We start from the raw sequence: 2,422 nt of genomic DNA on the forward strand, positions 1-2,422 counted from the left end.
ACGAGTGGCTGGCCGCCAATCCGAGGATCCACGTTCACTTCACCCCGACCAGTGCCTCGTGGATGAACATGATCGAGATCTGGTTCGGCATCATCGAACGCCAGGCAATTCACCGCGGCACCTTCGTCTCCGTCCCCGAGCTGATGAAAGCGATCAGGGCCTTCATCAACGGCTGGAACGAACGGGCCCATCCCTTCGTCTGGACAAAAACCGCAGACCAAATACTAGCCAAAGCAGACCGTCAAACAACCTCAGCAACACGGCACTAGGGCAGTCCCGGTCGCGGGCTTGGTCAGCTGCTCGGACAACCCACCGAGGCCGGTCAAGGTACAACCCCTGCTCCTTCGGCCATCCTCGCCAGCTCATGAGCAGCTTCCGCCTTGAAAGTTCATTCTGCTTTTCAATGGTTTGGATATTCGTCACAGCCCAAGCGTTGCCCCATACCGGGCTCCTCCCCGCCGGTCTATCGAGTCGGATGCACCGTTATTTCCACATTCCTGGGAAGGGGCTTGACTCGGCGGAGGGCAGAAAAACAGCTGGGCACCGTCCGCGAAGAACGGTGCCCAGCTGCTTGCGGGGACTTAGCCTTAGACAGTCGCGGGCTCCTCGACAGGCCCGGAGACAACGGGCTCTTCGATGAGAGTTGCCTGCTGTGCCTCATAGGCCGCGGCGACCTGCTGGTAGGCAGCCTTGGCTGCGTCTACAAGCACATCGTTTTCGGCTTTGAGCGCCTTCAGAGCGGCGTGGTTTCCCGCGCGCAGAGCCTTGACACCAGCCTGGGCGCCGCGCTTGGCCTTGCCTTTGACGAGCTTGACCTGGTCTCCGGCTACCTTCTCGGCTGCCCGTGCCGCGACACGCGTCTGACGCTCCGCGGTACGGGCGTCGACCTGCGCCTGCTTGAAGGCTGCGTGTGCTGCTGCAACGTCGGCCTCGGTGATAAGAACCGGCGCGGGCTCGGATACGACGGGCCCGGATACGACGGGCTCCACAGCGAAGGCAGCGCTGCTGCCTCCGAAGAGGAGACCGGCCGTGAGGACTCCGGCAGCTACCTTGGTGATAACGGTCATAGTGTGCTCCATGTGTTCAGGTTCCGCTGGCGGATTACCAGCGCTAATAACAAGTTAACAACGTGAATGGGCGCCTTTGGCTGAATCGCGCTAATCCTGCGCAAAGGCTGACGTACCGGGCCATTTCTTGCGGAAATACCGCGGAACCCGGCCCAGAGATTTTTCGGACAGCGGACCCTCCTAAGCTGGAGGTTCTGCTGAAAGCGAGATCCGCAGTATGTCTGCAACACGTCGACGGTTCGGCCAGGAATTCAAAGACGAGCTGTGCCGCGAGGTTATCGATACGTCCAAGCCAATTGTGGACGTCGCCCGCTCCTATATTGTCGGGGTGGAGAGCCTGCGCCGGTGGCTGCTCAAGTACCGCGAGAGCCACGGCGGCACGGAAACCGAGTTGACCGCGAATGATCCGCTGAACCTACTGGCCCTTGACGGACCGGCCAACGCGGGGAAAGGCGACTCCGACGCCGAGACGTGGCTGCCACCGAACAACAGCTTCCGCTGTGAATACTCGCCTTGCAAACGGCCATCAAAGCCAAATCCGGGCTATGGATGACACAAGTCGAATACGGGTCACCGGTCCGGTCCAGGTTAAAGTCGCCCAAAATCAGCAGATTAGCGTTCCAGCAGCCGGAACGCTCTGCCCAGTGACGCACCCATTGGGCGAAGGAAGTGATTTCCGGAAGCCGTTCTGCCGGGTTGTTTCCCGCGGGCGTAAAACGCCGTGGTCCTAGCCATGGTGCGGCCCCAACGCGAATCCATGGAAGCGGGTCTAATCAGACCAGCATGGTCTGAAAGAGCTTTGATGGCATTCTTGCCGGCAGCCGTGCCGGTAATTTTAGTGGACGGCTCTGACGCCTTAGCAGCAGAAGCCTTCGTGGGGGCGGGTCAGTTTCGAGGGTTAAGTTTAGAGCCAGCCGGCCGGATCGACTGTTTGGTTATCGACAACGACCTCAAAGTGAAGGTGGCATCCTGTGGAGTTTCCCGTCGTCCCTACACTGCCAATGGGATGGCCGGCTGAAACGTTTTGCCCGTCTGTGACCTTGATGGCCGACAGATGGTTGTAGGTCGTTTCCAGCCCGTCGCCATGGTTGATGACGACGCGGTTGCCGCCGCCGTGAGGGTGCCAGCCGGTTTCCACAACAGTTCCCGATTCCGAAGCCAGAACGGGTGTGTCGCAAACGGCGGCGAAGTCGGTGCCGGTGTGCATCTCGTCAGTCTCTCCAGTTAAAGGATTCGTCCGGAAACCGAATGGGGAACTCATTGACATCAGAGCTAACGGCGCAGCCAGGCGCGGGTTTGCGCTGACCGCAGAGGCTTCAGGTGCAGTGACGGCAGGACTGGCTGTCTGCGGTCCT

General features: G+C 60.2%; 2 protein-coding genes and 2 pseudogenes. 2 read left to right on the forward strand and 2 right to left on the reverse strand.

Translation table 11 applies throughout. The features are described 5' to 3' along the window. Positions 1–269 (forward strand): annotated as a pseudogene (locus Y707_RS0116015) (IS630 family transposase); the annotation flags it as partial. A gap of 318 nt (positions 270–587) precedes the next feature. On the opposite strand, the gene Y707_RS0116020 reads toward Y707_RS0116015, so the two are convergent. Beyond that, positions 588–1,067 (reverse strand): hypothetical protein, encoded by a 480-nt coding sequence (locus tag Y707_RS0116020; RefSeq protein ID WP_026535833.1) that lies wholly within the window; start codon positions 1,065–1,067, stop codon positions 588–590. Positions 1,068–1,284: 217 nt separating this feature from the next. Here Y707_RS0116020 and Y707_RS32925 point away from each other — a divergent pair. Next, positions 1,285–1,470, forward strand: a pseudogene (locus tag Y707_RS32925) (transposase); the annotation flags it as partial. Between the two features lie 501 nt (positions 1,471–1,971). Here the strand turns inward: Y707_RS32925 and Y707_RS0116030 are convergent. Continuing rightward, a complete protein-coding gene (locus Y707_RS0116030) occupies positions 1,972–2,274 on the reverse strand; it encodes a M23 family metallopeptidase (RefSeq protein WP_253905212.1) in 303 nt (100 codons plus the stop codon). Positions 2,275–2,422 lie beyond the last annotated feature (148 nt).

The organism is Arthrobacter sp. H14 (assembly GCF_000520495.1).
GTDB lineage: Bacteria > Actinomycetota > Actinomycetes > Actinomycetales > Micrococcaceae > Arthrobacter_C.

Bases quoted from the DNA above. Each gene is read 5' to 3' on its own strand.
- Y707_RS0116020 (WP_026535833.1), bottom strand. From the start codon at position 1,067: ATGACCGTTATCACCAAGGTAGCTGCCGGAGTCCTCACGGCCGGTCTC.
- Y707_RS0116030 (WP_253905212.1), bottom strand. From the start codon at position 2,274: ATGCACACCGGCACCGACTTCGCCGCCGTTTGCGACACACCCGTTCTG.